Raw genomic sequence first — 24,920 nt, 5'->3', positions numbered from 1 at the left:
TCCCCAGTGTCACGCGACCGTACAACCCAGCGTCTCCAGTCGCCCGGTCGCCGCGTCGAGGTCCGTCTCCGCTACCAGCACGTGGTCGGTCGAGTACGACGACAGCGCGTATATCGACACGCCGGCGTCCGCGAGTTCGCTCGCGACGACTGCGAGGAAGCCGACCAACTCGAACGGCAACTCCATCTCGAAGGTGAGTCGCTTCCAGTCGCGAACGACGTCCGTGGCACCGTCGGGAACGCCGTCGGCCTGGTCGACGACTGCGGTCGTCTCCGTCTCGTCTCGGACGACCGCGAAGCAGGACGCCGGAGCCTGGTCCACCCGACAGACGGCGTACGTCGGCGAGGCGACCCGAACGGTCCCGCCGTCGAGATACTCGTGTGGGTTCACACACGTCCAACACGTCGGATCGTGATAAGCCGTCCTTGCTCCGTCTCGTCCGGGGCGTCTCAGCCCGCAGAGCGGGCGGTCGTGCGACCGACGAGGTCCCACGATGCGTGGTCGTGGACGACGACCGCGAGGTTCGCGACGAAGCCGACGACTGCGACACCCGCCAGCGTGACACCGACAGTTCCGAGCGACGCCCACCCGCTTCCTCGGGCGACCGCTAGACAGCCAATACCGAGCGCGAACGCCCACCCGTCGACGCGTTCGATTCCGGCGACGTACAGGTCCTCGACGGCCGGAACCGGCTCCAGACCGATCCGGTCGGCGTACGTGTCGAGCCACACGAGAAACGGGACGACGTGGTACAGCGACCCGACCACGAGCAGTCCGACGGCTCCCCACAGAACGACCTCAGCCACGGCCCCGCCGAGGACGCCGCCGCGAGTCAGCGGGGCGCGGACCCACGTCAACGCGGCCAGGCCCCCCCACAGCGGCGTCCCGGCTGCGAATCCCCAGTAGCGGCGCGTCGCCGCCGAAGACTCGGTGCCGCGCCACAGTCGCCGGGCGACGAGGCCCCCGACCACGCACGCGACGGCGGCGACCGTCAGACCGCCCACGAGCGCTACCGCCTCCATCCCAACCACTCGACCTCCGGCAAGCGCCGTCGCCGCGACCGGGTGGACGACCGATACGGCGTGCTGGAGCCGCGTTTCCGCGTCCGTCTCTGATGCCCCCGTCAGCATCGCAGACAACTGGAAGACGCCGCCGTACGCAACCGTGAGGACACCGCCGATGACGACCAGCGTCGCGTGTGCGGTCGCGAGGTCGACGACCGTGACGCCCCAGGCGCTCGCCGTCCCTGTCGTTCGGCCCGCCGCGAGCGTCACGCCCGCGAGGCTACCGACAGCGAGCGCCGTCGTCCCGGCGGCGAGACACCGCTCGGTCGCGTCCCACGGTCGAACCGGGAGCAGCGTCCGCAGCGTCGCGGCGGCGAGCGTCCACAGACCGACCGCGAGAGTGACGCCACCCGCCGCGAGAACGGTGACGTGGGCCGTGAGCAGGCCGAGTGCGACACCAGCCGCGCCCGCAGCGACGAGCGGCGCGGCCAGCCTCGCCGCGCGAGGCCACCGAAGCGGGGCGTCCGACCAGACGGCGACGAACTTCGGTACGGCGGCCGCGATGGCGGTACAGGCGACGCCGGCGAACAGGAGGTGATTCGCGGCGGCAGCGCTCGTTCCGGCGACCACGTCTGCTCGTTCCGCCGCCAGCGTCGCTGCCCAGGCGAGAGCGACGAGTCCCGCGAGACCCGCACTCCTGACGGTAACCGCCGCCGCGGGGCCGCGTTCGTCACCGCCTCCCACAGGCGGCCCGCTGGCGACGTTCACGGCCACCTCCCTCCGTGTCCGTCGTCGACCGCTGACGCGTCCTGCGGGCGTGCGTCGTCGCGTTCGACACGCTCACCGTCGCCATCACCGCCGGGCAGGCGTCCAGTCTCGCGGAACTCGCGTTCGGCGTCGGTCAGTCGGTCGTTGACGCCCTCGCTGGCGTGATACGTCTCGTCGACGCGTACCCGAACGACGTCGTACTCGTGACGGTCGCCTTCGGCGTTCAGCGCACGAAACGTCGCCAGCGCGAGTGCGCCACCCTGCGGACAGAACGCCGTCGTCGCCGTGAACACGACCCGGAGCGTGTCGCCGTCGCGAGCGAATCTGAACCCGGCGTCCGGGTGGTTCCGGTCGCGGTCGAGTTTCGTCAGGACGTAGCCGAACGTCGCGTCACGGACGCCGCGTTCCTCGAACGCCGCCCGCGCCATCGCTCGGGTCTCGACGTGGCTCTCGCCGGTCAACACCGTCGCCTCGCCCTCGGTGAGCCAAGAAGTCGGCTCCGGCAGTCGTTCGGGTACGAACGCGTCGGATGGGTCGAATCGACCGTCCTCGTCGCCACCTGTGTCCTCCGTCCGTTCTTTGTCGGCACGTCCGTCGTCGGCCCCGTCGGATCGCCCGACCGGGAGGTCGAATCCGATCATCGGCGCTCACTGTGTGAACGTACGGACTCGCCCCCGGAGGGATTCACGCCGAACACGTTCGCGGCGACCGATCGGTCGCTCTGAGGCCGCGGGCCGACTCACTCCCGCCAGATGGCGGTGAGCGCCTCCGCCTCGCGTTCGACCGTGCCGAACCGGAAGCCGCGGTCGTCGAGTTGCTCGAACAGGTGCGTCGGGACGCGGTCGTTTCGCTGAAGGAGGACCGAGCGGTCGTCCATCGTCTCCAACTCCTCCAGCGTCCGCGTGAGCGGTTTCGGCGCGGGTGCGTCGCGAACGTCGATGCCGCGTGCTGGTCTGTCGGTCGGAACGCCGACCGCGTCGGAGAGGTCCGGGTCGACGTCTGCGACGTGCGTGACCGTCTCGACGCTGGCGACGCCCCACGGTGTCGATGCCTCGTCGCTCGAGTGTGCGTGCGTGTCGTTTGTCATTGAACGAGCGTGAATCGATTTGTCGGCACAGAGTTCGTGAGCGGTACTTTCGTCCGGATTACGGCTTCGAGGTCCGTGTGAGGCGCTCGCCAGCGGCCTGCAGTCCCAGCGAGTCCTCCGCGAACCGCTTGATCACTTTCCCCTCCGCGCGGTGGAGGCGCTCGCTTGCCGTCGACTTCGCGATTCCCTGCTGCTGGGCGAGTTTCGTCAGCGTCGTCTCGCGCGGCGTGTCGTAGTATCCCGCCTCGACGGCGGCCGTCAGGAGGTCACGCTGGCCGTCCGTCAGGAGGTCTTCGGCGTCGATGGCGTCGTGGACGTACGCCACCTCGAACTCCATCGCCGCCGCCTCTAACGCCGTCGCGAGCGCGGACAGGCGCTCACGCGCCCCGGCGACGGTGAACTGTGCCTCCCCGTCGGCGACGATGACCGGGTGTTCGATCGGCAGGCGGGCCTCTCGGAGCGGTCCCAACAGTCGTGGGTCGGTCGTCTCGACTTGGAGGACGACCTCTCGCACGTCCTCCGCGGCACGCTGGAGTTCCACCTCAGTCACCGACTCCGCGGCCTCGATGTCGCGCACGACCGCGGGAGCGTTCTCCGCCTGCAGGCTGACCAACGCCACCGCGGCGTCGTCGGTCGGCATCACCGACAGTACCGACAGCGTCGCCTCCGGGTGTGCTCGTGACACGTCGCTGGCCCACACGCCGTCGGGGAGCGTCACCCGGAGTCGTGCACGAGCCACGTCTGTCACCTCCGTTCGGGCCGCTCTGCGGCGCTCACCGGCCGGCCGCCGTCGGCCCGGTACGTCGGGTCGTCGCTCCCGCCGCTTCTGCTGTTCCCACTGCGCCCACCGCTCCCGTCGGAGCCGTCGCCGACCACGAGGAGGAACAGGCCGAAGATAAGCGGCGACAGCGCCGCGCCGATGCCGCCGCCGAGGAGCATCCACGCCGGCGCGTCGCCCGCACCGCCGGCGCCACCGTCGCCGCCGCCGGAGCCACCGCCCGCGGCAGCGCCGCTCGACTCGTTCGCGGTGGTCGTGGCCGACTCCGTTGCGGTCGCGGTCGACTCGCTGCCGCCACCTCCGCCGGAGCCACCGCCGACGGACGCGTCACCGACGACGACGGCACCCTTCATCCCCATCGCCTTGTGGGGTGTGCAGGCGTACTTGAACACGCCCGACTCCTCGAACGTGTGCTCGAAGGTGTGGCCGGCGTCACCGACCAGTTCCGACTCGAACGCGCCGGAGTCGGCGACGACGTTGTGCGACCCGCCGTTGCCGGTCCACTCCCAGGTGACGGTCGTCCCGGGGTCGACCCGAACCGCGGCCGGCCCGTAGCCGAACGCGCCGCCGTTGGCCTCCGTTCCGACTTTCACCGTCACCGACGAGGACCCGGTCTCGTCGACGACGCCGTCGTAGTTGCTCGTGTTCGAGAACCACGCCGAGAGCCCACCCGACGACTGCGCGGCGGCCGTGGAGACGGCGGCCCCACCCGTGGCCGCGGCGGCCCCGCCTGCGACCGCTGCTCGGATGACAGTGCGACGAGACGTCGATGGTGTTCGGGCGTCCGTCATACATGTTCGGCTTACGACCCCGTGGAAAAGTCGGGCCGAGGTCGTTCCCAGTCGCTGGGAACGGCGATGAACAGCTGACGCGTCGGCTGTGCCGGCGGCCGACGCGTTAGGAGTCGCCGTCGCCAACTGTGATGACCGGGACCGGAGCCGACTGGATGGTCTTCTCCGCGACGCTCCCCAGTAGGATCCGGTCGGTCCCGCGTCGTCCGGTCGTCCCCATCACGACGGCGTCGGTGCCCGTCTCGTCGATACAGTCGAGGATGCGCTCTACCGGACTCCCGTGTTCCACGTGACGGACGACCTCGTCGATGCCGTGATCCTCGGCCAACTGTGCGACGCCGTCGACGGCCTCCTCGGCCGCCGTCTCGCCTGCTTCACTCGACTGCACCGACCGCACGTCGAAGCCCAACGCTCCCTCGTCGACGACCGATAGGACGTGGACGCTCGCGTCGAGTGCCGCCGCCAGCGAGAGCGCGTGGTCGGCCGCTCGACTCGCGCTCTCGCTCCCATCAGTGGGGATCAGAATCTCCTCGTACGGGAACACCAACTGCTCGTCAGGTTGCATCCGCGCCGTCAACACCGGCACCGACGACAGCTTGACCACCTTCTCGGTGACGCTCCCAAGGAAGTACTTCACGATCCCTTCCCGACCGCGCGTGGGCATCACGATCAGGTCGTACTCGTAGCGTTCGGCGTACTCCGCGATGGTCTGTGCTGGGTTCCCCTGTAGGATGTCGCGGTCGTAGTTACAGCCGAGCGACCGCAGCGTCTCCTCGGCGTCTTCGAGGACATCCTCGCCGGCTTGGACGAGGGCGTCGACCGCCTGTCCGTCGACGACGGTCACCGAGTCACGGCCAGTGTCCGCGACGTACAGGAGGTGGACCGTCGCGTCGAACCTGTGTGCGATCTCGGCCGCGTGGTGGAGGACTCGCATCGCGCCGTCGCTCCCGTCGAACGGGAGGAGTACGTCGTCGTACATGGTGACCGTCCACAACGGGCGGCGGCGGCTAATCGTTTGGCATCGTCCTGATCGTGGACTCCCCCGTGCTCACAACTTTTCGGCAAGCCTAAAAACGTCCGGTGGTACGGACGAGTATGAGCGAACGACCGTACGACCTCGGCGACGTGAGCGTCGTGATGGGGGCGTACAACGAGGCGGAAGCGATCGGCCCAGTGCTGGACGACATCGACGCCGCTACCGACGGGCGAGCGGAAGTCGTCGTCGTCGACAGTTCCGACGACGAGACACCGGAGATAGCCCGCAAAAAGGGCGCTATCGTCGTCGACCAGCCGCCGAAGGGGTACGGTGCGGCGGTCCGTCGGGCGCTGTACGAGGCGTCGAACCCCGTGCGGATTACGACCGACTGCGACGGGACGTACCCGATGGAGCGCATTCCCGACTTTCTCGAGTTGATCAACGAGGGGTACGACGTGGTCAGTGGCGACCGCCTGTATCACGGCGCGGCGACGATGCCGGCGATGAACCGCCTCGGCAACCGCCTGTTCGCGACGACCGCGAGCGTCCTCGGCGGCCACCACCTCCACGACGTGACGACGGGGATGCGGGCGTACCACGAGGACGTCATCGAGTCGATTCGATGGACCGAGAACACCGGTCTGTCCGCAGAACTGCTCATCCGCCCCGCGATGCGCGGCTACCGGATTCGCCAGGAACCCATCGAGTACGACGAGCGACTCGGCGAGACGAAACTCGATCCGTTCTCCGGCGGTGCAGAGATCGGAAAATCGATTCTGAAGGTCTGCATCGAAGAGCGACTCGGCCTCGGGCGCTGACGCGAGGCGGTCGCAGCCCTCTCCCCGCTCGGAACCGCCGTGCCCGCGATGACAACCGATCGGCAATCGGACGCTATCGGTACGGCGGTCGGTACGAACCCATAGGCACGATGGTGTCGTCCATCCGATAGGTGAGCCGAGTGCCGATACACGCGGTGGAAGACCTCGACGACGCGTATCGAGCGACGAAGTCGCTGTTGTGGCCGATCGACCGGTCGCTGTGGCTGAAACTCGCCGTGGTGGCGTTCTTCGTCGGTGGCCCCGGTGCAGGGTTCAACGGCACGCAGACGTCCGCGCCCACCGGCGGCGGGGGTGGCGGCCCGGGCGCGCCCGGCGGATTCGGCGGCATCCCGCCGCTCCCACAGATCGGTCCGGAGGTGGTGGCGCTCCTCGCGGGGCTCGTCGTCGTCGGGGTCGTCCTCGGCCTCGTGTTCTTGTTCGTCGGCTCCGTGATGGAGTTCGTCCTGATCGAGTCGCTCCGGACCGAGGCGGTCCGTCTCGGCGAGTTTTGGGGCGACCGGTGGCGACAGGGCGTCCGACTGTTCGGGTTCCGTCTCGTGCTCGGGGCCGTGGTGTTCGGCGCGTTCGCGGTCGTTCTCGGGCTCGCGTTCGCACCGCTTTTGCTCGGCGGCGAGGCCGGCGTCTCGCTGGTCACTGCCGTGCTGTTGCTCCCGATTCTCGCGGTCCTCGCGGCCGTCACCGGGCTGATAGAGGGGTTCACCACCGTCTTCGTCGTCCCGATTATGGTCCTCGAGGAGCGGACCGTCCTCGGCGCCTGGGGACGGTTGTGGCCGACGATCACCGCGAACCCTTGGCAGTACCTCGCGTACATCGTCGCCAGCGTCGTCCTGAACGTCGTGATCGGGGTCGGCGTCGCGCTCGCCGTCGGCATCGCCGCCGTGGTGTTGCTGATCCCGTTCGGCGTCCTCGGTGGCCTCGGGTTCCTGCTGTTGTCGACGGTCGAACCCCTCGGCGCGGGCCTGCTCGTCGTCGCGGGCGTCCTGTTCGTGCTGTCACTGCTCGTCGCCGCCGCGCTCGTGCAAGTGCCAGCGGTGTCGTACCTCCGGTACTACGCGCTGCTCGTGCTCGGCGACGTCGAACCCGCGCTCGACCTGATCCCGGAGCGGCGCGCGGCGGTCCGCGCCGACGGTGGCGAGGGTCTCGACGCGGCGTCGAGCGACGCGGTCGGCGACGACGCCACCGATGGCACCGACGATACAGACGAGTGACGACTCACGAGAGCACGAGGACCATCGACACGGCGACGAAGACGACGTGCGTCGCCATATGGCCCACCATCGCGGCTTCGAGGCTGTGTCGCCAGAACAGCCACCCGTAGGCGATGCCACCGATCGTGTTGCCGACGACGACGAAGCCGACGACGGCGGGCGTCAATCCCCCGTACAGCGTCGCCGCGGTGGGGAGGTGGCCGACGCCGAACAGCACCGCGCTGGCGACGATGGCCGTCCACGCGACCCACGCGGAGACGTTGCCACGCTCGCTGCCGGTCACACGCCACAGCAGCGCCGCGATCACGGACATCACGCCCCAGCGCAACAGCAACTCTTCGGTGAGACCGCCGTAAAGGAACCGCAGTGGAACGCCGCGAAGCACGTCCGTGACCGTCGCGCCCGCACCAGAGAGACTCCCCGCCGGGCCGAACGCCCAACTGACGGCGAGCAACACGACGCCGGCGGCACTGCCGAGCGTCGCGGCCGGACGAAGTTCCGCACGGAAGCCCGCCCACGCCGTCCCACGCGGATCGGTCGCCCACTCGCGGAGTCGAGAGGTAAATCCGACTCGTGGGGCGGTGTACTGCCCGACGAGGACGGCGACCGCGAGCAACACGGCCGACTGTGCGGCGACGAGTGCGACCACAAGCACCGTCGGTTGTGACGCCAGCGGTTCGGGCAGTTCCGCGCCGACGACGCCGGTGATCGCCGCCGCGAGTACTCCGATCATCCCGACACCGAACAGCACCGAAAATCGGCGGAGGCGACCGGAGAGCTGTCCGCCCGACGCGCTGGACTCGACCGTGGTCATACCGGACTGACCGTCGGTCGAGATAAATATCGTTGGGGTCGTCGCTGATTCGCACGCCAGATCCGTTTGACTCTCAAGAGCGTGATCGGAACGGTGTACTGAGTAGAGAAGATGTATTCAGACGATCGTCGGTCTTGCTTGTGCTAACTGAGAGCCAAATTTGCTGATAGATACCTACTGCGTATTACTCAGATAGATACCTCGAGACATCCGTTTTGTCTACTGTGGTACTATCTGGTCTGTCAATTTTATATTGTGATGGAACGTTATGTACGTGACCCGACCGGATCGTGGTCTACCAACGTAGATTTCGTGTCGGGTTCGAGAGACGATATGGAACAGAAGTATCAGGACGAAACCCGGCGCGACGAGGCAGGCGAGGAGAGACCAAGCCGCGTACAACAGTTGAGTACGCTCAGTGAAATCGCTGGGGGGATTCTGGTGGCGGCGTCCGGACTCGCACTCTTCACCGTACTGAACGAACGAGAGTTCGAAATCGTCAGTCCGTTCGCAGTCCTCGGATTTTTCCTACTCGTGTTCGGACTTCCGGCGTACTATTGGAGTGGGCACCACAGGGTTGGCCGACTCGCTTGGGGGAGTTTCTGGGCGATGGCTGTTGGTACAGTGGTCGCAGCGATTTCGCTACCGATTGCCGAGTACGGCCCTGGAGTGTTCTTCATCGGCTTCTTGCTTGGACTCCTCGTGACTACGCTCGGAGCGGTAGGGTACGGGATCACGATGCTTCGCGCTGACGTGGCCCCGAAAGCGGCAGCGTGGCTTCTCATCGCCGCACTCCCTGTGGGAGTCCCGCTCACTATCGCCTTCACCACGTACGTGATGGGCGAAGGCGCTGACCCTTGGGGTGGAGCGATGGTGTTCTACGGCTTAGCGTGGATCGTGTTCGGGCGGTACCTCTGGAACCGTCGCACGGGAGATGAGCGCCGTATCGAGGAGCCAGCCACTGAACCGACTGTTCAGTAGCTACTCAGATCCAGGCCTCCGAGACCTGCTGGTGCCGATTCACTGAAACTGCGTCCGACGTCTCGAACACAATTCTCTTGACAGGAGTACAGAAGCTCTTCGCACGGGTCGCCACGAAACCACTACCGTAATGTTCTTCTCCCGATTGCCGATCTGACGGACAGATCCTCTGTATCTATCGCCCACCACGCTCGATACTGACGACTGAGTAGCAGACATTTGCGCGACATAGTGGCCACCACGACTGAAACCGCTCTCCGATCGGGGACTTCGACAGCGTCCTTCTCTCTGTAGACCTATGGAATAATGACGGGCGTCGCGGCGGCGGTCACGAACACGAGCGACGCGCAGACGTACACGAGGTTTGACACGGCGTGTGCAACCATCGCGGCCTCGAGGCTCTGCCGCCAGAACAGCCAGCCGTATGCGACCCCGGCGGCCGAGTTGGTCCCGACGACGACCGCCGCGGTGGTGAGGCTGAGGTCGCCGTACAGCGCTGTCGCCGACGGGAGGTGACCCAGTCCGAACAACAGTGCGGAGACGGCGATGGACGTCCACGCGACCCCCGGCGGCACCGTCCCGTATCGGCAGTCGAGCGCCCACCACAACACGAGCGAGACGAGCGCCATCGCGCCCCACCGCAACAGCAACTCCTCGGTGAGGCCGGCGTACAGCACCTGCTGTGGCAGGCTGGCGAGCACGGTCGCGACCGTCACACCGTCGGTGGAGAGCGTACTCTCCGGTGTGAACACCGCCGCGGTGACGATGAGGGTGACACCGACGGCGAGGCCGTACCACACGGCACGAGTGAGGTCCGAGCGCACCCCGCGCCACGCCGACTGGTTGCCGCTGACGTACTCGCGTACTCGCGAGCGAAAGCCCACTCGGGGGGCCGCGACGAGGCCGACGACCACCGCGACTCCCAGCAACGCCAGCGGTCGCGCCGAGGAGACGAGGACGGCGACCACTCGCTCGGGAGTCGGCCCTGCCGATGGGTCGGCCCTGATGACCGCCGTCACACCCGCGGCAACCACCCCGAACACGCCGAGTGCGAACAGCGCCGTGAACCGCCGAAGGCCGCGTTCGACAGCCCACCGGGAGGAGTATGCCATCGTGTGACAAAACGAACAGGCCGCTCAAGTAGCCGCACGACGGTTCCTACCCCGATGAATTCGGCGACATTCGGGATGTCGACGCTCACACGAATGCAAGGAAGAAGCCCACGGCTTTAGCCGTGGGAGGAATCCGACAATCCTCGAACAACCCCACGAGCGATGGCAGTCTGACTCTCCACGTCAATCGTATAATTTATAAAAAATACTTCGATATGTCAGTGAACCACGACTTCAGTCGTGGGTCACTGACCCGGCGCCGATTCCACACGCTGGTCGGGCGCTATGTCGACGCGTTCGAGAGCGTCACGTCGACGCCGCGGTTGGGCGGCGTCTCGCCGATGCCTTGAGGGATGCACTGTGTCGGGACCGAGCACCGCTCGACCGTCGGCGAGAGCGCACGGACGATGCCGTCCTCGCGTTCGACGGGGAACACCACCTGATAGCTGTAGCCGCTGGCGGGTCCAGTCGCGACGAACACCTCGATGGACACCTCGTCGACGTCGTCGACCGCGAGCGTCGCGTCGCCGCTGGGGGACGCGAGTGCGTCGCCCGACGCACGCAGAGTGTCGCCGTCGACGGTCAGGTGCAGGGTGAGCGGTCCCCCGGAGTCGTTCGCGACGAGGTACGTCGACCCCTCGTCGCCCGTGATACGGACGGTAGTCGCCTCGACGCCGTCGGGTCGGCCCAGCGTCGCCGTCAGCGAGATGGACTCGCCGGAGATGCGCTCGACCTCCTTGACAGCCCCGCGGACGGTGCTGTCGTCGACCGGGACCCACGACCCGGCGTACACGTAGCGATACAGGTCGCGGTCGGGGAACGCCGCCGCGACCGCGAGTTCGTGGGTGTCGCCGAGCGCGTACACCGGGCCGTCGTCGTAGTCGGCGTCGTTGACGAGCAGTTGGAACGGGTGGTTCAGCCACGGGCCGTACGGTGTCGGGAGGAACACCACGCCGTCCTCGGGACCGCCGTCAGCCAGCGGGCCGTAGCCTGCCCGGAGTTCTTGCGTGACCTCTTGATTCCGGTCGACCGTCTCGTCGACGGCGGCGACGCCCACGCCGCCGACGCCCGCCGCCGCAACCAGCAGGAGGGCCGCACCGACCGCGCGGATTGCCCGCGGGTCGACGCCGTCTCGCTCGGCGACGCGCCGGCCGTGACGCCGGACGGCCTCGACGCCCGCGACGACTGCGACCGCGGCGAACACCGCCGTCGGCACGATCAGGTCGTAGTGGTAGTACGGGCCCAAGTAGTGGATGAGGCCGTCGTCGCTCGCGTCGAGCGCTCCGAGCACGTTGTAGTTCCCCCAGAATGCGACGTTCCCACCGACCACGGTGAGGAACGTCCCAGCGAGCAATCCCCGACGCACTCGGGTGCTCACGCCGTCGGCGACGTCGGTGACCGCTCGCGCCCGCCCGACAGCGACCGCGACGCCTACGCCCGCGGCGACTGCGCCGGCGGTCCCCGCGACGACCCACTCGGTCAGCAGGTCGGTGACCACCAGTCGGTTCGCCTCCAACGCCAACTCGACCGTGTAGTCCACCTCGTGACCCAGTATGGCGCGTTCGCCGAAGCCGATGCCGTCCTCGGGCGCGAACGCGAGATACGGGAACACGAGCGGGTCGCCGGTGACGACGACGTTGTACCCGAGCGCCGCGGCGACGCCCGCCAACCCGAGTGCGGCAGTCACGACTCGGCGCGCGAGCAGGTTCGTGACCGCCGTATCGACCGCATCGCGTCCGGCGGTGAGCACGCGCCACGCTCGCGCTCGGAGGAGCGTGACGACCGCGTGTGCGACGAACGGCAGCGCGAACAGCACCGCCGTGTACGGTCGTGCGAAGAAGGCGAGGCCCACTGCGACGCCCGCCAGCGTCGCATCGCGCAGCGACTCGCGGCGCTCACCGCGGAGGTACCAGACGGCGAAGGCGACGTTCAGCGTCGCCGTCAGTGCGTACGGGAGGTACACCCCCGAGTGGACGACGAACAGCGGCGTCGCAAGCAGGAGCACGCCGGCGAGGACGCCCACGCGAGCGTCGAACAGTTCCCGCCCGAGCGAGACGGTGGCGACGACGAGCCCCGCCGCAATACCGACCAGCGCGACGGTGTAGCCGCCCAAGAGCTTTCCGAGCGCGAACACCGTCGCCGGGACGGGCGCGTACTTCGAGTACAGCCCTCGGTCGCTCTCGACGAAGAACCACGGTCTGAAGGCGTCCTCAACGGGCGGGCTGAGGAACACCTTCCCCGCGAGCAACAGCTCCGCTTGCTGGAGGTACACGCCCTCGTCGTGGTTGAGCGAGCGAAACGGGAACACGCCCGTCGAGACGAGTACCGCCACGGCGGCGGCGACGACTGCGAGCATCGCCGTCGCTGCGTGGCCACTGTCGGCCGAATCGAGTGCGTCGAGCAAGCGTGTCCGGACGGACGCCACAGCGGTGGTCGACTGGTCCCCGTCGTCGGGAGACAGTCCAGACATCTACTCTGCGGGATACCACGCGAGTGCGTGGTCGGCGACTAACGTGACTGCGACTGGCTCTCCAACCTCGAAGTCCTCGGTGTGGTTGTGGAGACACCGGACGACGGTCCCGTCCGTGAGTTCCACGTGGTAGACGAACGACGGCCCGGTGTACTGCCGCCGGACGACGTGTCCGTCGGCGTCGCCCTCACCGACCGCCGCGGCTCGGAGGTCGTCCGGGCGAACGAGGACGTCGACGCGGCTCCCGGCGTAGCCGTCGCCCAGTCCCTTCAACAGGTCGCGATCGTAGGAGCCGACGCTCGTCTCGATGGCGTCGGCGGTGACGTGTGCCGGGAGGAAACTCGCCTGCCCGAGGAAGGAGGCGACGAACCGCGAGGTCGGGTGTTCGAACACCTCACCGGGGTCGTCTACCTGTTCGACGGTCCCCCCGTTGACGACGGCGACGCGGTCGGAGATAGACAGCGCCTCCTCTTGGTCGTGGGTGACGGAGACGGCGGTGACGCCAGCCTCGTCGAGGATGCGCTTCACCTCCTCGCGCATCCGCACGCGCAGGCTCACGTCGAGGTTCGAGAATGGTTCGTCCAGCAAGAGGACGTCCGGTTCGGGTGCGAGCGACCGCGCGAGTGCGACCCGCTGGCGCTGGCCGCCCGACAGGTCCGCCGGCGAGCGGTCGCCGTACTCTCCGAGACCGACCAGTTCGAGCAGGTTCGCTACCCGTTCGTCCGCCTCGGGTGAGTCGGGGTCGTCGAGGCCGAACGCGATGTTCTCCGCGACGGTGAGATGTGGGAACAGCGCGAATTCCTGGAACACCAGGCCGACGTCACGCTCTTCGGGCGGCGTCACCGACCCCTCGCCCGCGACCACCTCGCCGGCGACGCGAATCGTCCCGTCGGAGGGCGTCTCCAGACCAGCGATCATTCGAAGCGTCGTCGTCTTGCCACACCCAGACGGACCCAACAAGGTCACGAGTTCGCCCTCGTGGACGGTCAAGTCGAGGCCGTCGACGGCGGTCTCGGGACCGTATCGCTTGACCACTCCCTCCAGTTCCAACACCGGTTTGGCGTCGTCGGCGACCGACTGTGTCCCGCTGGTGACGACTGCATCCCGTTCGGGCGCGGAGTCGGTATCCGCGCCGTGAACTTCACCGACCGCCTCGGTGGCGTCGGCGTCTCCCGTGTCGACGGTGGTGCCGCCGTCGGTCACCGAACTACCGGCGTCGTTCGAGGCGTCGTTCACGCCACGTCTCGTGGGGGGTGTGTCGTCAGTCATCGTCGCTTCCTTTCAGTAGCGGCACCATCGAGAGGCCGGACACCGCCACCAGCACCAGCGCCGGCAGCGCCGCCCTGCCGTAGTACCCGGCCTCCTGAACTCGCCAGATGTAGGTCACTATCGTTGTAAACCCTGTCGGATGCAGGATGAGCGTCGTGTCCAGTTCCTTCATCGTCGTGAGGAACACGAGCGCCGCACCAGCGACCAGTCCGGGCGAGATGAGTGGGAGCGTCACCCGTCTGAACGCACCGCTCGGCGACTCACCGAGCAGCCGCGCCGCGCCGACCAGATCCTGGTCGACGCCCAGCACCGACGACCGGGTCGCGCCGACGGCCTGTGGGAGGAATCGCACGACGTACGCGAACACGAGCAGCGGTAGCGACTGATAGACGACCTGTGCGGCGCTCGCACCGAACGTCTCCAACAGCCACCGCGAGGAGAAGAACACCAGCGCGAGTCCGAGGACGACCCCCGGCATCGCGTAGCCGAGGTACGTCGCCCGTTCGGTCGCTTTCGCCAACACCGAGTTCGACCGCCCCGCGTAGTACGCGACCGGGAGCGCGAATAAGACGGTGATTCCCGCTGCGAGGGCGGCGACGTACACCGAGTTCACGGCGAAGTCGGGGCGGAAGGCGAGGCCGCCACCGCTGTACCCCGGGCCAGAGCGCACGAGCCACATCGTGAGGATACCCACCGGCAGCACGAGCGTGAACAGGCTCACGACTGCAGGCACGAGCGTCGCGAGCCACCGGAACGGCCCCAGCGAGACGACCGCTCGCGCCGACGAGGGCGTCCCGTAGCCCGCGGCGGCGTCGCCGCTGACGCGCGACTCCAGCGCGAGGATGACCGCCGTCACCGCCAGCAGTTGGATCGACAGCAGCGTCGCGTTCGCCCGGCCGACGCCGAAGGAGTTGAGTTCGACGTAGATGACGCGCGTGAATACGTCGAAGCGCATAATCGCGGGCGTCCCGAAGTCAGAAAGGGTGTACAGCGCCACCAACAGCGCCCCCGCGGTGACGCCCGGCGCAATCTGTGGGAGGATGACCCGGCGGAACGCCTCAGGGTACGAGTGGTTGAGCGTCCGCGCCGCCTCTAACTGGGTCGTGTCGAACGACAGCAGCGACGCTCGCGTGGTCAAGAAGACGTACGGGTACGTGAACAGCGTCAACACGAGCGCCGTCCCACCCAGTCCGTAGACGGTTGGGAGGTACGGGACCACCACCCCGAGGCCGTAGTCGGTCAGGAGGTCCGGAAGCGCGCCGCTGGGCCCGAACGCCGAGACGTACGCGAACGCGCCGATGTAACTGGGAACGACGAGCGGGAGCGCCGCGATGACGGTCCACGCCCGCCTGAACGGGAGGTTCGTCTGGACGGTCAACACCGCCAGTGGTACGCCTAACGCGACCGACGCGCCCGTCACGACGCCGACGAGTGCGAGGCTGTTGACGAGAACGTCGGTCGTCGTGCCCGACGCTAACAGCGCCGTCGCATCCGACAGCGACAGTTCTGCGGCGCTGATCAGTAACCAGATCAGCGGCGACAGCACCGCCGCTGCGACCCCCGCAGCGAGGAGCACGACCGCGACCCCAGGCTCGTCGTCGTCCGATCCGACGATTCCGCGGACCCGCCCGAACCCCTCGCCAGGGGCCACCTCAGATCGCCTCCCTCACAGCACGCCCACCTCGCGCATCAGTTCCAGCGTCGGCTGGATGTTCGAGAGTTCGTTGAGGTCGATGCTCGGCGGGTTCAGTTCGCCGACCGGCGGCAGTCCGCCGACCGGGGCGATGTCCTCGACCATCGGGTACGCGTACGTCCGCGTGGCGAAGAACTCCTGCGCCTCCGCCGACAGCAGGTGGCGGAGGAAGGTGAACGCCAACTCCTGGTTCTGACTCGCCGACAGCACCTGTGCGCCGGCGGCGTTGATCAGGGCGCCGGCGTCGCCGCTGGTGAACGCTAAGTCGAGCGGCGCGTTCGGCCGGGCGGCCTGTACGCGCAGCGCGTAGTAGTGGTTGGCGAAGCCAGCGTTGAGCGCCCCGTCGGCGACGGCGTTCGAGACGAGGAACTCGTTGCTGAACTCCGTCACGCCGGCGTCGAGCATCCCCTGGAGCCACGCCCGAGTGTCGTCCTCGCCCTCGATGAGTCGCATCGCGGTGACGAACGACTGGAACGCGCCGTAGGTGGGTGCCCAGCCGACGGCGTTCGCGAGCGCCTGCGACTCGGGGAAGTCCATCACGCTGTCGGGAACGTCGTCCTCCGAGAGTTCCGCCGTGTTGTACGGGATGGCGCGTGCACGGCCGGCGACGCCGACCCACTGGTCGTCGGGGTGGAACTCCTCGGGGACGGGGTCGATGACCTCCGCGGGCAGCCCCGCGGTCAGCCCCTCGTTGGCGACCGCTGCGAGCGACCCGGCGTCGACCGACCAGAACACGTCCGCCGGCGTCGCCGCGCCCTCGCTGATGATGGTGTTCGCCGCGTCTGCGGTCCCGGCCTCCCGCACCTGGTACTCGAAGTCCGGGTAGATCTGCCCGAACTTCGCCAACAGGTCGCGGTAGAGGCCACCCTCGCCGCCGCCGAGGTAGATGGTGAGGCTGCCGCTGAGGTTCGGCAGGTCCTCGATGCGGGTCCCGCCGACGTCGGAGCGCCCCTGTGCGAGCGGACCGGAGCCACGGAACTCCTCGAAGGCCGCGCCGATGGCGTCCTCACCGCTGTCGCTGCCAGTGCCGCCACCACCGCCGCCACCGCCGCTGCTCGTCTCCTCGCCGCCGCCGAGGACACCGTTACACCCGGCGAGGCCGGCCGCACCAGCGACGCCGAGGCTCGCGAGTACCTTCCGCCGTCGGTAGGTGCGTCGCTCGTCAGTCATCGGCGGGCACCTCCGCGGACTCGGCGGCCTTCGCACGGGTCCCTGCGCCTTCGACACGGTCGAGACAGGTCAGCCAGTCGCGCATATACTCTCCACAGTGGTTGAGGAAGGCGCCGTTGTTCCATTCTTCGAAATCGCCCTCCGCGAGGGCGTCGGCCATCTCCGCGAACGCCGCCTCGAAGGAGTCGGCGTCGTGTGCAACCTCGTCGAGCACTTCCCAGACGTGTTCGTTGAGTTCGAGGCCCGCAACCTCGTTGGCGAGGTCGTCGAACGTCGAGCGCGGCGCCTTGTTGTGTTCACAGAGGGGACCGCCGTTGTACACCTGCTTGTCGAGGACGTCCGCGGCACGCTTGAGGAACAGCCCCGACCAGATGTCGTCGAAGCGGCCGACGTCCCACTCGTTGTCGTCCATCGGCAGTTGGTAGAACGCGGGGATGATTTCCCGACGGAACGCGAGGTTCATCGAGCAGACGGTGAGGTACTGGCCCTCCTCGGCGACGAAGTCGCGCTTGAAGTGGGAGGACTCCGTCAGGGTCTGCGCCTGGCCCTGCAGGTCGCCGTCCATCAGGATGCGGACGGCGTCGAGGTCCGGCACGTTCGTCCACAGGCCCTGCGAGGCGACGACGTCGTCGACGTGTTCGGTGTCCGTCTCGACCGTTTCCTCCATCGCGGCGTACGGATAGCCGCGTGGGTACAGATCCGTGTCGCTCTGGTAGAGGACGTTCACCCACGACTCGTCGGAACTGACGGATTCGACCGCACCCTCGTAATTGAGGTTGTCCATGTGGGTGCCGAAGAAGTCCTCGTCGTCGTGCGGGAGCGTGTCGTCGTCGATGAACACGCCGTACTCGAAGCGGTCGTGCGCCCACATATACAGCAGACCGAAGGAGGTCTGTGCGTGACTCGCGGCGGGCACGATGTGGTCGAACTCCGCGGCGTCGTGGTCGGCGAACCACGCCTCGCGTGCGCTGCCGTCGAAGACGACGCCGTCGACGTCCTCCTCGTCGAGCATCGCTTCCATCGCGTCGGTGTCGCAGAAGTCCTCGGTGACGAGGACGAAGAACAACCGGTCGGTGTCGAAGCCGTGGTTGCGTGCGTTCTCCACGTACGCACGAAGGCACTCGTACTCCCGAATCGTCGGGATGACGACGCAGGTATCCTGTCGTGTACTCATTCGTTCTCACATACCGATTAGGCCGACCTAAAGGGTGTCGATTTTTCGGTGGCCCAAAACTCTCCGCGTCGCCCCTCGTCGCTGACCAAAATCGAGTGCCGAGACTACGACAGCGCCACCAGGTGCGTCGACTCCGCGCCGGTCTCTGCGACGACGTACAGGGTGCCGTCGTCGAGGACTGGGCCGGGACCGACGCGGCCGTCGAACGACCGTTCAAAGCGGACCGGTGGGCCGGCGTCGCCCCCTCCCTCCGTCGGGTCCAGCGCCCACAGGCGGTCGCCACCGACGAACAGCGTGTCGCGGCCGATAGCCGGCGCAGTCACCTCCCAGTCGCCGATGTCGTGAGTCCACCGTTTGTCACCCGACTCGGCATCGAGAGCGTGGAGTCCCTGCGTCGACCCGGCGAACACCAGCCCCGAGTCTACGCCGAGTCCGAGACGCGTCCATCCGGTGTCGACGCTCCAGTACGGGTCGCTCGCCGGGTTGCCGTCGTCGCCGAGGGCGTAGGTCGCCCCGTCCAGACAGGTGACGTACACCGAGTCACTGTCGGCAGACGGCGGGCACGTCGGCCGCGCTGGCAGGCGATAGCGCCACACCCCCTGCCCGTCGGACAGGCGGAGGAGCGACACCTCTCCTGCCTCGGTCGCGACGGCGACGGTGTGTCCCCGCCACACTGGCGGACTCGCGAGCACTGAGCCAAACACCTGTCGAGACCACACCTCGTCGCCGGACGCCGGGTCAAGTGCGTGGACCGTCTCCCCTGCGCCGACGACGAGCGGTTGCCCGGGGTACTGCGTCGGGCCGACGGGTGGCGCGTCGACCGAGACTGACCAGCGCTCCTCGCCGGTGTCGGCGTCGAGCGCACGGACCGCCCGGTCGAGGCTGTCGGCGACGAAGGCAGTGTCACCCCGCACGACCGGGTGGTCACGCACGCCCTCGGCGCGCCACAGTTCGCTCCCGTCGGCGGCGTCGTACGCCCGCACGGCGTCGCGTCCGGGGAGGTACACCGTCCCGTCGGCGACGACGGGTGCGCGTCGCTGGAGGCCCGGAACCGACACACGCCAGTCCTCGCTGACGCCGTCGACGGGCGCTTCCCCCGCGTGGATGCCGTGGACACTACGGGTGTTGCTGGCGTTGCAGCCGAAACTCGACCACCTCCCGTCAGAGCCGTAGATCTGTCTTTCAGCGTCGAGCGGCGGTGTCTCGGGGGCCGGCGGGTCAGACGCGGCAGGGCGACCGACGACGTCTGAACACCCGGCGAACCCGGCGACTGCGCCCGCGCCGAGGGTCGCGAGGTACCGGCGTCTGGAGGGCATCGTCCTCACTCCCGCACGTGTCGGAAAAATCTCTTGTGCCTGTCGTCACCTCAGAGGCGTTCGGCGACGTGGTCGGCCGCTTTCAGCGACAGCGCCGCGATGGTGAGCGTGGGGTTCATCGCGCCGCCGGTGACGAATACGGAACTCCCCGCGAGCGTGAGGTTGCCGAGGTCGTGGGTGCGCAACTGCGGGTCGACGACGCTGTCGGTGGGGTCTGTCCCCATTCGCGTCGTGCCCATGTGGTGGTACGCCGGGCCGGTGTTGTCGGGGCCGACGGTCCACCCGATGTCGACGCCCATCTCCTCCAACACGTCGCGCTGTATCTCGTTCGCGCGTTCGATGGTCGCGCGGGTCTTCGCGTCGAGGCCCCACACCACGTCGGGGACGGGGTTGCCGTGGTCGTCTGTGCGCGAGGGGTCGAGGCGGATGCGGTTCTCGCGCCGCGGCAACTGCTCGACGAGCGCACCCATCGCGACGTGGGTCCCGTACGCGCCGCGAATCTCCTCCAGCAACTCGTCGCCGAAGGTGTCCGCACCGAGGGCCACGTCGGCGGGTGCGGGGCCGGCGTAGTTGAGGAACTCCAGTTTGATTGCCGTCCGTGAGTCGTCCGGGCGGTCGTAGAACTGGTGGCTCTCGGTGGTGTTGAAGCCGACGTGCTTCTGGCGGGTTGGCTCGTCGAGCGTGCCGCCCATCCCCGCGAACAGGTGGTCCATAAAGTAGCGGCCGACGAGTCCCGAGGAGTTAGCGAGGCCGTCGGGGTACGTCTCACTCTGTGAGAGGAGCAGCAAGCGCGGCGTCTCCACGCCGCCCGCGGCGACGACGAACTCCCGCGCCTCCTGTCGATGCTCCTCGCCGTCGGGCGTCGCGTACACCGCCGTAGTCACCTGTTCGCCCGCGTCGTCGTGTTCGAGGCGCTGGACCGGCACGCGGTCGAGGATGCGTGCGCCGTTCGCCGCCGCTCGCTCGATGTGTCGCGTCGCGTCGTACTTCGCGCCGGAGGGACACACCGGCTTACAGGTGCCGTAGCCGACACAGGCGCTCGCCTCCTCGGTCGGTTCGGAGTTGCGTGCGTTCGGAACCGAGTGGGTCGCCAGTCCGACCGCCTCACACGCCTCTGCAAACAGCGAGTCGCTGTAACTCGGCGGGAACGCGGGCAGGGGATGCGGGTCGTCGCGTGGCGGCGCGAAGGGGTTGTCCGACGCACCGGACACGGACAGTTCCGCCTCGGCACTCGCGTAGTACGATTTGAGGTCGTCGTACGCGATGGGCCAGTCGTCACCCATCCCGGTGTCGCTGGCGAGGCGGAAGTCCTGTTCGTGCATCCGCATCACCATCCCCTGCCAATGGAGGGTACTGCCGCCGATGCCTTTCACCCGACTCACGTTGAGCGGGTAGTACTGCTCACCGGAACTGCTGTACGCGTCGCGTTCGCCATCCACGTCCCACACCGGCGCGTCCAGTCCTGGTCGCAGGTGTCGCTCCATCCGCGCCTGCCGGTCGTTCGGGTCGAACTGCGGGCCGGCGTCGAGGACGATCACCTCGTGGCCGGCGGCGGCCAGTTTCGACGCGACGAGTGCTCCCGCCGGCCCCGCGCCGACGACACAGACGTCCACCCGCGGCGACGGTGTTCGGTCGTCGTCGACGAGACCGCTCCCGGTCGGTGTGTCGCCGGCGCTCATCCGTCGGGGCCCTCCTGATACGACTGTGTCCCACCGGGATGACCGGGTGGGTTCTCTAACCCCGCCAGTCGAGCGCCGGTCGGGGAGGTGTAGAATGCGTACAACAGTTCGTTGACGAGGTAGTGGCGCACGCGCTGTGGTCTCGTCCCGTCCGGGTCGGGGTCGACCACGTCGACGCTCATCACGTCGAGGACCTCCAGGCGTCGGTCGGCGTCGAGAGCGACGTAGTCGGCGTCGTCGAACGCTGCGGTGTACTCGTCGAGAGCATCTACGGCTTCGGCGACGCCCGCCGCGTACGCGTCGTCGTCGCGGATTCGACGCACGGAGTACGTGCGGACGAACTCCTCGACGCCGGTCACGGACGACGGATACACCACCTCCGCGATGGCGACGAGCGTCGCTACCTCGTGGTCGTCGACCCCGGCCGTCTCGGTATCGCGCCCCGCGGCGTCGATCCGATTCGTCGGGGCGTTACATCCGGCCAGCGACCCGGTCGCCGCCGCGGCGAACGCGGCGATGGCGTCGCGGCGCGTCAACTCCATTCGGCCGGTATTTTGGCCGACCTAAACAAGAGGATTACGCTCTGTGGTCGTGGACTGTCTCGGTGGAATCGCTCACTAGAAACTCACTCCGGTCGATCGACGCCGGTGACGGTGAATCTCGCGCCGCCGTCTTCGCTGGCCCCGACTTCGATGTCCCACTCGTGAGCCTCGACGATTCGCTTGACGATGCTCAGTCCGAGGCCAGTCCCGTCGTCGGTCGTGTATCCCATCTCGAACAGGTGGTCGTGTGCCTCCGCCGGGATGCCGGGGCCGTCGTCTTCCACGACGAACCCGTCGGGCGCGTCGGCGATGCGGATGGTCACGTCCGGGCCGCCGTGTTCGATGGCGTTGCGGACGAGGTTCTCGACGAGTTGTCGCAGGCGGGTTCGGTCCGCGAGTACCGTCTCCGTCGCGTCCACGTCCAGGGTTCCGCCCATCGTCTCGGCGACTTCTCGACAGTCTTCGACGAGGGCAGACAGCGGAACTGGCTCCAACGAAGAGACGGACCGGCCTTCCCGTGCGAGCGTCAACAGCGTCTCGATGAGTCGCTCCATTCGGTCGAGTGCACGGCCGGCGGTGTCGAGCGCCTCCGTCTCGTCGAGGTCGCTTTCGGTGCGTGCCAGGTCTATGTGTCCCTGTGCGACGTTGAGCGGATTCCGGAGGTCGTGACCGACGATGCTGGAGAACGCCTCTAGTCGTTCGTTCTGTGCTTTCAGCCGTTCTTCGCGTTCGACTCGCCCACTGATGTCGCGGAGGACGCCGACGGTTCCGCCGAATCCCTCGTCGGACGGCAGGAGGGCGATGTGGTTCTCGACGGGAACCTCGCCGTCGGCTCGTTTGACCGACATCCGGACGGTCGCCCGGTCGCGGTCGGGGTCGTCGAGCAACTCGGTGATCAGTTCGGTCCCTCGTCGAACCTCCTCGTCGGGCAGCATCGCCGAGACGTGTTTCCCGACGAGTTCCTCCGGGGATTGATCGGTCAGTTCGCCAATCTGCGCGTTCACGTAGGTGATGTAGCCCTCGGGGTCGAGTGTGTAGACGGGGTCGCCCGCCGCCTCGATGATCCGCTCGTAGCGCTCCAACTCCGTCTCGCGACGCTTTCGGTCGGTGATGTCGACGTACACGCCTAGCGCCTCCCTACTCCCGTCTCGAATCTCGAACTTCCGCGCACGAAAGAGGAACCGTCGGGGGCCGTCGACGGTCTCGCGGCAGAGTTCCGCCTCGACGCGTTCGCCGTCGGCGACGCGCTTGTCGAGTTCCCGTGCGGCGTCCGTCCGTTCCGGCGTCACGATGAGGTCGTTTATCGACTGTCCGACAGCCTCCGATTCGTCGTAGCCGAACGTCTCGCTGAACGCCGAGTTCGTCGCCTTCACTCGATTGCTCCCGTCGCTGTCCATCTCGACGTGGACGGTCGGATACGGAATCGACTCGAAGACCGACACGAAGCGCTCACGCTGGGCCGTGCTCAGCGTGTCTGCGTCCGTCGCTTGCGGCGTCACCGCATCGAACGCCTCTCCGACCGTCTCGCCGAACGCACGGAGCGCCGCGACCTCCGACTCCCCGAACGCCCCGGGGTCGGTCGCGTACACGACCGCCACCCGCCGGCGGTGTGTCCTGCCGAGCGGAACGCACGCGACGGACTCGACTGACTGCTCCGTCGCGTGTGTCCCCCACCGCTGTGCGTCGTCAGCACCGTCCGCTTGAGGTGTCTGGTGGACCGTCACCGTGGCTTCGGTGTGCTCGTGGGACGCAACCTCGGTTCCCGAGAGAGTGACTGGTCTGAGGGGGGTGCTCTCCCCGCTGGCGGCGGTCGGTCGGATCACACACCCGCCTTCGTCACCGTCGACGTGACCGACCCAACCGAACGCGTACACCGTCGACTCCTCGATGGCAGAACAGACGGCGCGTTCGACAGCTTCGGTGGTCGTCGCCCGGACGAGTTCTGCCGTCGCACTGTGGAACAGGTCGTTGACCCGTCTCGCTCGTGCCCGGTCCCGCTCTCGTCGCCACGCTCGCACGGCGTCGACGATATTCGATCGAAGGTCGTCGACCGACGAATCCGATCGAGTCACGTCGATAGTGTCCACCCTGTCCGTGGGCCGAACAGCGGTGACTGTTGCTCCGTCTGCGGCCCCTTCGTGCACCACGAGTGGGCAGGAGTGACCGCCGTCGTCGATGGCTGCGGCCACGGTTCGTTCGGTGGCGTCACACAGGTCAGACGCCGCGGCGACACAGTCGAACCGACCGTCTGCGAGGAGGCGACGGACGCTCGCGAGGTCCGTCGCCGGGGTCGCCGTAATCCGCTCGTCCCCCCCTTCTAGTGCCGCGACCGTCCGCTCGGCCGCCGACTGATCACGGTCCACGTACAGGACCGAGACGGGGTCGAACGAATCAGTACTCATATATGTTCAATATGTCTCTTGCAGAACCACAGCAACAAAAGTAGTACCGGTTTATACACCCCGGTGTTCGGTGAACACAATTTCCTCGCTGCCGCAAGACATTCGTCCGGTGTGTGTCGAGTCGTTGTGTCCAGTTGATCCACCGCCATCTACTATGGCGTTCACCGCTGCCAAGTTATGACAGCACAGTATCAGACATTGCTAAGTCCTATTGATTCATTCTCACAACTGCTAGTAATTGTCGCCTTCGACCACAAACTCGGGTCGTTTGCTGGCTGAGGCCCGGTGATTGGTCGATTCGGTATCGGTCTGGCCGGGTGACTGGACGAAGAATACACGAGAGTACACATATGGACGATTCAGATGCGGACACGACCGGCCCGACTGATCGGCCCGGACCCGCCGCCGAACGGTCGCAAAAGACCAGCATCGAACAACTCGGACCGATCGACGACGAGGAGACGCTGTGTACAGCCCTGCAGTCGGTCCTCGATATGGCCGCCAGCAACGGCGTGGACGTAACCGGACGATGGTTCCTACACGAAACCGACGGCGCGGCGTGGTCCGTCGAGGTGATTGGAACCGATTCGACCGACGCTACCGATTCGAGCGTCGTTCCGAACGACGCGACCATCGTCGAGACCATTGCGATGACCATCGCCGACCACCGCGACGTCTCGCCGATGGACCTTCCGCCCTTGTACGACGTTGTCGACCCCGACGTCTTGGAGTCAGTCGTCTCGGGCCTCACTCCCGACCACATCACGTTCGAGTACGCTGGGTATCGGGTCACCGTCGAATCCGACGGTTCGGTCCATCTGTCGGAGTAAGCGACGACAAGTACAGC

General features: G+C 67.5%; 21 protein-coding genes and 1 pseudogene. 4 read left to right on the top strand and 18 right to left on the bottom strand.

The window, feature by feature from the left end; all coding sequences use genetic code 11:
* Positions 1-9: 9 nt before the first annotated feature.
* The 7 genes and pseudogenes from P0D77_RS17420 to P0D77_RS17390 all read right to left on the bottom strand — a co-directional run bounded on the left by P0D77_RS17420 (position 10) and on the right by P0D77_RS17390 (position 5,407).
* Positions 10-390, bottom strand: a complete 381-nt coding sequence (locus P0D77_RS17420; protein ID WP_277555990.1) for an ACT domain-containing protein — start codon at positions 388-390, stop codon at positions 10-12.
* 59 nt (positions 391-449) lie between these two features.
* Complete coding sequence (locus tag P0D77_RS17415) at positions 450-1,772, bottom strand: hypothetical protein (protein WP_277555989.1); 1,323 nt, start codon at positions 1,770-1,772, stop codon at positions 450-452.
* On the bottom strand, positions 1,769-2,413 hold the full coding sequence (locus P0D77_RS17410) for a DUF7998 family protein (protein ID WP_277555988.1): 645 nt from the start codon (positions 2,411-2,413) through the stop codon (positions 1,769-1,771). The genes P0D77_RS17415 and P0D77_RS17410 overlap by 4 nt, the downstream gene beginning before the upstream one ends.
* Positions 2,414-2,511: 98 nt before the next feature.
* Positions 2,512-2,859 (bottom strand): DUF2249 domain-containing protein, encoded by a 348-nt coding sequence (locus P0D77_RS17645; RefSeq protein WP_321170536.1) that lies wholly within the window; start codon positions 2,857-2,859, stop codon positions 2,512-2,514.
* Between the two features lie 58 nt (positions 2,860-2,917).
* Positions 2,918-3,598, bottom strand: a complete 681-nt coding sequence (locus P0D77_RS17400; RefSeq protein ID WP_277555987.1) for a helix-turn-helix domain-containing protein — start codon at positions 3,596-3,598, stop codon at positions 2,918-2,920.
* Between the two features lie 302 nt (positions 3,599-3,900).
* Positions 3,901-4,428 (bottom strand): annotated as a pseudogene (locus P0D77_RS17395) (halocyanin domain-containing protein); the annotation flags it as partial.
* A gap of 106 nt (positions 4,429-4,534) precedes the next feature.
* Positions 4,535-5,407, bottom strand: a complete 873-nt coding sequence (locus P0D77_RS17390; RefSeq protein WP_277555986.1) for a universal stress protein — start codon at positions 5,405-5,407, stop codon at positions 4,535-4,537.
* 116 nt (positions 5,408-5,523) lie between these two features.
* On the opposite strand from P0D77_RS17390, the gene P0D77_RS17385 reads away from it, so the two are divergent.
* Positions 5,524-6,222: a dolichyl-phosphate hexose transferase gene (locus P0D77_RS17385; RefSeq protein WP_277555984.1), complete on the top strand. Its 699-nt coding sequence runs from the start codon at positions 5,524-5,526 to the stop codon at positions 6,220-6,222.
* Positions 6,223-6,377: 155 nt separating this feature from the next.
* The gene (locus P0D77_RS17380) at positions 6,378-7,451 is read left to right on the top strand and encodes a DUF7544 domain-containing protein (protein WP_277555983.1); all 1,074 of its coding nucleotides are present in this window, start codon (positions 6,378-6,380) and stop codon (positions 7,449-7,451) included.
* A gap of 4 nt (positions 7,452-7,455) precedes the next feature.
* Here P0D77_RS17380 and P0D77_RS17375 read toward each other — a convergent pair whose 3' ends face one another.
* Positions 7,456-8,265, bottom strand: coding sequence for a CPBP family intramembrane glutamic endopeptidase (locus P0D77_RS17375; RefSeq protein ID WP_277555982.1), 810 nt, complete (start codon positions 8,263-8,265; stop codon positions 7,456-7,458).
* Positions 8,266-8,598: 333 nt separating this feature from the next.
* On the opposite strand from P0D77_RS17375, the gene P0D77_RS17370 reads away from it, so the two are divergent.
* The gene (locus tag P0D77_RS17370; RefSeq protein ID WP_277555981.1) at positions 8,599-9,246 is read left to right on the top strand and encodes a hypothetical protein; all 648 of its coding nucleotides are present in this window, start codon (positions 8,599-8,601) and stop codon (positions 9,244-9,246) included.
* A gap of 296 nt (positions 9,247-9,542) precedes the next feature.
* Here the strand turns inward: P0D77_RS17370 and P0D77_RS17365 are convergent, their stop codons facing one another.
* The 10 genes from P0D77_RS17365 to P0D77_RS17320 form a co-directional block, all read right to left on the bottom strand.
* A complete protein-coding gene (locus P0D77_RS17365; protein ID WP_277555980.1) occupies positions 9,543-10,358 on the bottom strand; it encodes a CPBP family intramembrane glutamic endopeptidase in 816 nt (271 codons plus the stop codon).
* Between the two features lie 283 nt (positions 10,359-10,641).
* Positions 10,642-12,828 carry an ArnT family glycosyltransferase gene (locus P0D77_RS17360; protein WP_277555979.1) on the bottom strand — a complete coding sequence of 729 codons (2,187 nt, stop codon included), beginning with the start codon at positions 12,826-12,828 and terminating at the stop codon, positions 10,642-10,644.
* Complete coding sequence (locus P0D77_RS17355) at positions 12,829-14,031, bottom strand: ABC transporter ATP-binding protein (RefSeq protein WP_432764878.1); 1,203 nt, start codon at positions 14,029-14,031, stop codon at positions 12,829-12,831.
* A 58-nt stretch (positions 14,032-14,089) separates the two neighbouring features.
* Positions 14,090-15,748 (bottom strand): ABC transporter permease, encoded by a 1,659-nt coding sequence (locus tag P0D77_RS17350; RefSeq protein ID WP_432764861.1) that lies wholly within the window; start codon positions 15,746-15,748, stop codon positions 14,090-14,092.
* Positions 15,749-15,763: 15 nt separating this feature from the next.
* On the bottom strand, positions 15,764-16,960 hold the full coding sequence (locus P0D77_RS17345; protein ID WP_277555977.1) for an extracellular solute-binding protein: 1,197 nt from the start codon (positions 16,958-16,960) through the stop codon (positions 15,764-15,766).
* Positions 16,953-18,134: an alpha-1 4-glucan-protein synthase gene (locus P0D77_RS17340; protein ID WP_277555976.1), complete on the bottom strand. Its 1,182-nt coding sequence runs from the start codon at positions 18,132-18,134 to the stop codon at positions 16,953-16,955. Before P0D77_RS17340 ends, P0D77_RS17345 begins: the two co-directional genes overlap by 8 nt.
* Before the next feature lie 104 nt (positions 18,135-18,238).
* Positions 18,239-19,450: an outer membrane protein assembly factor BamB family protein gene (locus P0D77_RS17335; protein ID WP_277555975.1), complete on the bottom strand. Its 1,212-nt coding sequence runs from the start codon at positions 19,448-19,450 to the stop codon at positions 18,239-18,241.
* 50 nt (positions 19,451-19,500) lie between these two features.
* On the bottom strand, positions 19,501-21,129 hold the full coding sequence (locus P0D77_RS17330; RefSeq protein WP_277555974.1) for a GMC family oxidoreductase: 1,629 nt from the start codon (positions 21,127-21,129) through the stop codon (positions 19,501-19,503).
* Positions 21,126-21,671, bottom strand: coding sequence for a gluconate 2-dehydrogenase subunit 3 family protein (locus P0D77_RS17325; RefSeq protein ID WP_277555973.1), 546 nt, complete (start codon positions 21,669-21,671; stop codon positions 21,126-21,128). The genes P0D77_RS17330 and P0D77_RS17325 overlap by 4 nt, the downstream gene beginning before the upstream one ends.
* A gap of 83 nt (positions 21,672-21,754) precedes the next feature.
* Positions 21,755-24,073, bottom strand: coding sequence for a hybrid sensor histidine kinase/response regulator (locus tag P0D77_RS17320; protein WP_277555972.1), 2,319 nt, complete (start codon positions 24,071-24,073; stop codon positions 21,755-21,757).
* A 350-nt stretch (positions 24,074-24,423) separates the two neighbouring features.
* Here P0D77_RS17320 and P0D77_RS17315 point away from each other — a divergent pair, with 350 nt between their 5' ends.
* A complete protein-coding gene (locus P0D77_RS17315) occupies positions 24,424-24,903 on the top strand; it encodes a HalOD1 output domain-containing protein (RefSeq protein WP_277555971.1) in 480 nt (159 codons plus the stop codon).
* The last annotated feature ends 17 nt before the right edge of the window (positions 24,904-24,920 follow it).

The organism is Halobaculum limi (assembly GCF_029490015.1).
GTDB lineage: Archaea > Halobacteriota > Halobacteria > Halobacteriales > Haloferacaceae > Halobaculum > Halobaculum limi.
The sequence above is the reverse complement of the archived record's forward strand: the minus strand, read 5'-3'. Positions and strand labels throughout refer to the sequence as shown.

Excerpts from the sequence above, each read along its gene's own strand:
- P0D77_RS17325 (WP_277555973.1), bottom strand. The coding sequence starts at position 21,671 with ATGGAGTTGACGCGCCGCGACGCCATCGCCGCGTTCGCCGCGGCGGCG.
- P0D77_RS17410 (WP_277555988.1), bottom strand. The coding sequence starts at position 2,413 with ATGATCGGATTCGACCTCCCGGTCGGGCGATCCGACGGGGCCGACGAC.
- P0D77_RS17365 (WP_277555980.1), bottom strand. The coding sequence starts at position 10,358 with ATGGCATACTCCTCCCGGTGGGCTGTCGAACGCGGCCTTCGGCGGTTC.
- P0D77_RS17340 (WP_277555976.1), bottom strand. The coding sequence starts at position 18,134 with ATGAGTACACGACAGGATACCTGCGTCGTCATCCCGACGATTCGGGAG.
- P0D77_RS17315 (WP_277555971.1), top strand. The coding sequence starts at position 24,424 with ATGGACGATTCAGATGCGGACACGACCGGCCCGACTGATCGGCCCGGA.
- P0D77_RS17335 (WP_277555975.1), bottom strand. The coding sequence starts at position 19,450 with ATGCCCTCCAGACGCCGGTACCTCGCGACCCTCGGCGCGGGCGCAGTC.
- P0D77_RS17330 (WP_277555974.1), bottom strand. The coding sequence starts at position 21,129 with ATGAGCGCCGGCGACACACCGACCGGGAGCGGTCTCGTCGACGACGAC.
- P0D77_RS17645 (WP_321170536.1), bottom strand. The coding sequence starts at position 2,859 with ATGACAAACGACACGCACGCACACTCGAGCGACGAGGCATCGACACCG.
- P0D77_RS17360 (WP_277555979.1), bottom strand. The coding sequence starts at position 12,828 with ATGTCTGGACTGTCTCCCGACGACGGGGACCAGTCGACCACCGCTGTG.
- P0D77_RS17370 (WP_277555981.1), top strand. The coding sequence starts at position 8,599 with ATGGAACAGAAGTATCAGGACGAAACCCGGCGCGACGAGGCAGGCGAG.
- P0D77_RS17320 (WP_277555972.1), bottom strand. The coding sequence starts at position 24,073 with ATGAGTACTGATTCGTTCGACCCCGTCTCGGTCCTGTACGTGGACCGT.
- P0D77_RS17390 (WP_277555986.1), bottom strand. The coding sequence starts at position 5,407 with ATGTACGACGACGTACTCCTCCCGTTCGACGGGAGCGACGGCGCGATG.
- P0D77_RS17385 (WP_277555984.1), top strand. The coding sequence starts at position 5,524 with ATGAGCGAACGACCGTACGACCTCGGCGACGTGAGCGTCGTGATGGGG.
- P0D77_RS17375 (WP_277555982.1), bottom strand. The coding sequence starts at position 8,265 with ATGACCACGGTCGAGTCCAGCGCGTCGGGCGGACAGCTCTCCGGTCGC.
- P0D77_RS17345 (WP_277555977.1), bottom strand. The coding sequence starts at position 16,960 with ATGACTGACGAGCGACGCACCTACCGACGGCGGAAGGTACTCGCGAGC.